Raw genomic sequence first — 3,913 nt, 5'->3', positions numbered from 1 at the left:
CTCTTTTAACTCTGTTTTAGGATGTAAATCGAATAGCAAATGTACCCCCACCAGTTACTGGTGACCCACCAGTTAATATTATTTCTCATTTATAAGTTTTACAAACTGATGAAAGCCTATAATCAATCCAGTATTGAATCCTACGCTAGTGCATCAAATAAAACCTACCCCAAACTCAGTTGGTAACTTCTTTACAATTTTAATAAGGTTATTGAGGTCTTCAAGGAATATAGCAGGAACATTAAACGACTTAGCTATATCAACAACCCACTTACCTACTTCCCTTGCAGAATCCTCCAAGACATTTTTAGCCTTCCTGTAGGATGACCTTATCCTGTTCAGGATCCTCTCACTATCCTTCCACCTCTTTTCATACTTCTTCTGTAAGCCCTCGGCTAAAGCCTTATAATGATGAGCATCCTCCAAACGGGTAGAAATCCTAGCGTAATATTTATCATCTTTACCAACAACTACCTCAGCCATGTTAACATCAATTGCAACACCGTCTTTAGCCTCTGGTTCCTTCCATTCCTTTAGAAGAGTGGCCTTTAGATTTTCCATCCCTCAGCAATAGCCTAGCCTCTCTTATTTCCCAGTCCTTGTATTCTGACAAGTTCCTCGGATAGCCTAGGATTTGCAACTCGCCAACTCCCACTATCCTTACACTCATTTTATTGAAATCGATTGAAAATGATAGGGTTGGGGTTAACCAACGTTACGTAATATTGGGTACTTACTGCGTTTAGGGTTCTTCAACCACAACTTGTACTTTACTATAGTATTTCTATAACAGTCTATGGCGACCTTTGACGATAGATTAAACTTTTGCCTTAGTGTTTTGTAAGTACCCTTATGCGTGTCTTTTAACAAGTTCCTTAGCTTATTCTCCCTTAACCGTTCTAAAACGAAACGTAAGCCTTTTTTCACAGTTAGAGACAAGGCTGAGCAGAGGGGCGTTAAAGGTAATCTTCAAACTGTAGCTCAGATTTCTTTCCCACTCTTCTTATCCCCTCTACTCGTAATAAATAGGAAAGAGTTTATATTACTTTGTAATCCCCGCCCTAAAGGGCGAGAGTTTCATCACCTTTGCAAACCGTGGGTGGGATTTGAACCGGGACCTTTGCCTTACCAGATCGATAGGCAGAATATAAACTACATACGTGAGCTTATGAGTGAAGATATCCACAGGCACAGTAGAGAAACGCGAAAACGGTGAGCTTAATGCACGTATCGTATCAATTAATGCCAGTCCAGTTGTCATCTCAACGTCATTCGCAGACGACATAGAGATAGTGAGAGAACAGTTGTACAACAAGTTCTTCAAGATATATGTATACCCGCGGGGACTAAACTTGTACAACGTTATACAAAAGATAGTAAGAAGGGAAGAACTAGAGTACCCGTTTGAGGTCAAGTCGGTAGTTATGTGTTTCCTAAGTGAGATGCCTAAGAGTGAGGAAATAAGTGATGAATTAGTCAACGCACTTCATGGGTTTGCGTCAAAGGTTCTAACGTATACGAGTAACTATGGCGTTGTCTTCGGAGCCGTTGAAATGTTGAGGAATTTCGTGAAAGTCCACGCGGTAATCAACTTCAAAACCGTTGCCTATATTAATTACTTCAACGCCGTAATGAATGAGTTCTACAACGAGATACTGTTTGACGCGTTAGGGCTCACAGAGAGGGATATAAAGTCCCTGCGATATGTGAGAAACGCCGGCGAGTTACTTAAGACTGACTACATCTTCGCCTTAGCTAAAACCACTAAGCAATACATAATTAACGTGCTGAAGGAATTAGAGCGCAAGGGGTTGGTCTATAGCGATAGACCCAACAGCAAAAAGTTCATATGGGGTCTGACTGAGTTAGGGCAGAGGGTCCTCAACTTCGGTGAGGCGAAGTTAAGGTCGAGGCGATTTAATCAAAGTGAAGACGCAAAACGTTGAAGCTATCGTGAATAAGGAATTTTTGAGGGGCTAACGGAAGAGGCGATAAGACAAATGCCGTGTCAAGCGAAGGAGTGCGAGAGGGCGACGGAAAGGCTAATAGAGGCGTTGAGGGCGTACCGACGTGTCGGCTGAGGATAAAGGGCGAAAAAACCTGACCGTTTCGCATACTTCTACAGTTGCATCACCGGTGCGAAAGAGCAGTATAGCGGTTTAAACGTAATATGTGACCACTGGCAAGTACGCAGGCTGAGAATATAGATAGGTTCGTGAAGTTTTTAGAAGTTTCGCAGACGAGCTAACATTTATTGCGAACATAGAGTACGAGGCATCCTTTGGATAAGGTTTTTAAGTAAATTCTTTTTTCCTTTTTCTAGAATGAAATGGAAAACCATACTCCTTCTCTCAGTAGCAACAGTACTGATAGCCAGTGGCGTAGTGCTGCACTCCATGGATAAACCGATAACAATACCAATAAAATTATCCGCAGGGTTAAAATATTGTGTAAATGGAGTTTGTTCAAATGTAAAACCTAAGGTTATTTCATCTGGTTCTGCTGTTCCCGTGCATCCTCCGCCTTTGACGCTCAGCCCACCCCTCTATGCCCAGCTATGGTTTGTGCCACTGATAGCAGGGATAGCTATCCTAGGCTTTCTAGGGTTCAAGAGGTTCAGGTTATAAGCTCTTTTTTAATCATCTCTTTTTCCCAAATATGCTGAAGAAGGGCTTACTATTACTCGTGGTCATATCAGTTACCCCCAATTATACCTACCTCTGCCCTAGCATCAATGTTTACCAGAGGTAGACCGAGTTTTTATCACAACAACACAGTCTGTCGGTTGTGTGTACCGGGGGTAGAATGTCGATAATCCCTGCACACATGTCAGTCTAACTGTAACTATTACTACCTAGGAATTTTTACCGCCTACTTTCAATCTGACGTAAATTCCCGTAACTTTTTATGTGTTACCAATGCTTATAAACGCGTTTTGGTAACCATAATACAAGACGTGAAAACGGCGAAAGAGAAGATGCGTTATAAATATGGTGACTATATTTTACACCCGATTAAAGGTAGGTATTACGTCTATAAATTGGAAACGGTAAACGGTGAGATTAAGGAAACTTACGTAGGTCCTTTAGTTGATGTCGTTGAAACATATCTGAAATTGAAAAATAGAAGTGGGGGTGTGGGGGACGCCCCACTAAGCCGCGGCCGGGATTTGAACCCGGGACCTTTGCCTTACCAGGGCAACGCTCTGGCCAGGCTGAGCTACCGCGGCACCTTAAGTTATAATGGCTAAAGAGGATATAAATGTATCGCAAATTAACTCCATGGTCTTAATGACTTAAGAGTACTTACCATCTTATCTAAGAAGTAACTCCTCTCCCTAAAGTGTTCATCAATAGCCCTCCAATCCTCTTCTGAAAGCCTCCATCCCATTGCCCCAGCGTTCTCCTCAACGTGTTCAACCCTCGAAGCCTTCACTATAGGTAATAAGTTATTCCTACAGATATACCAATTTAACGCGACTTGAGTTGCGGACTTATTATATTTCCTTCCTATAGTAGATAAAAACTCATTTCTTGACAATATTCCATTTTCTAAAGGTGTATAAGCCATGTATAACATTCCGTTCTTTTCCGCATATGCTAAAGCCTTCCTCTCATCACCTCTACTTAATAGGCTGTAGTGGTTCTGTATTGCAACTATTTCATACTTACTAACACACTCCTTAGCTTTCTCTATCCCTTCTACGTCAAAATTACTTAACCCAAAGAACCTTATTATCCCGTCATCTACTAACTTCTCAAACGCCTTAATCGTTTTGCATATTGGAACTCGAGAAGGTGAGTGAAGTAGATATAAGTCAATGTAAGTACCTAACCTCTTCGCACTCTTGTTGGCTGACTTAATTACGTTATCGTAATCAGCATGACTAGGCCAAACCTTTGATACTATGAAT

General features: G+C 41.5%; 5 protein-coding genes, 1 tRNA gene and 1 pseudogene. 3 read left to right on the top strand and 4 right to left on the bottom strand.

What is annotated here, in order from left to right:
- Positions 1 to 153: 153 nt before the first annotated feature.
- Complete coding sequence (locus DMP16_RS08390; RefSeq protein WP_069284143.1) at positions 154 to 561, bottom strand: hypothetical protein; 408 nt, start codon at positions 559 to 561, stop codon at positions 154 to 156.
- Positions 509 to 670: a hypothetical protein gene (locus DMP16_RS11425; protein ID WP_231961143.1), complete on the bottom strand. Its 162-nt coding sequence runs from the start codon at positions 668 to 670 to the stop codon at positions 509 to 511. The genes DMP16_RS08390 and DMP16_RS11425 overlap by 53 nt, the downstream gene beginning before the upstream one ends.
- A 754-nt stretch (positions 671 to 1,424) precedes the next feature.
- On the opposite strand from DMP16_RS11425, the gene DMP16_RS08385 reads away from it, so the two are divergent.
- From DMP16_RS08385 to DMP16_RS11420, 3 genes and pseudogenes are all read left to right on the top strand, one after another.
- A complete protein-coding gene (locus tag DMP16_RS08385) occupies positions 1,425 to 1,946 on the top strand; it encodes a hypothetical protein (protein WP_143577089.1) in 522 nt (173 codons plus the stop codon).
- A 378-nt stretch (positions 1,947 to 2,324) separates the two neighbouring features.
- Positions 2,325 to 2,627 carry a hypothetical protein gene (locus DMP16_RS08380; protein WP_069284145.1) on the top strand — a complete coding sequence of 101 codons (303 nt, stop codon included), beginning with the start codon at positions 2,325 to 2,327 and terminating at the stop codon, positions 2,625 to 2,627.
- Between the two features lie 350 nt (positions 2,628 to 2,977).
- Positions 2,978 to 3,121, top strand: a pseudogene (locus DMP16_RS11420) (putative integrase); the annotation flags it as partial.
- A 33-nt stretch (positions 3,122 to 3,154) separates the two neighbouring features.
- Here DMP16_RS11420 and DMP16_RS08370 read toward each other — a convergent pair.
- A tRNA-Thr gene (locus DMP16_RS08370) sits at positions 3,155 to 3,229 on the bottom strand.
- 44 nt (positions 3,230 to 3,273) lie between these two features.
- Positions 3,274 to 3,913, bottom strand: a 640-nt coding sequence (locus tag DMP16_RS08365; protein WP_143577087.1) for an aldo/keto reductase, incomplete at its 5' end; no start/stop codon positions are given.

The organism is Sulfolobus sp. B1, assembly GCF_007050195.1.
Classification (GTDB): Archaea; Thermoproteota; Thermoprotei_A; order Sulfolobales; family Sulfolobaceae; genus Saccharolobus.
The sequence above is the reverse complement of the archived record's forward strand: the minus strand, read 5'-3'. Positions and strand labels throughout refer to the sequence as shown.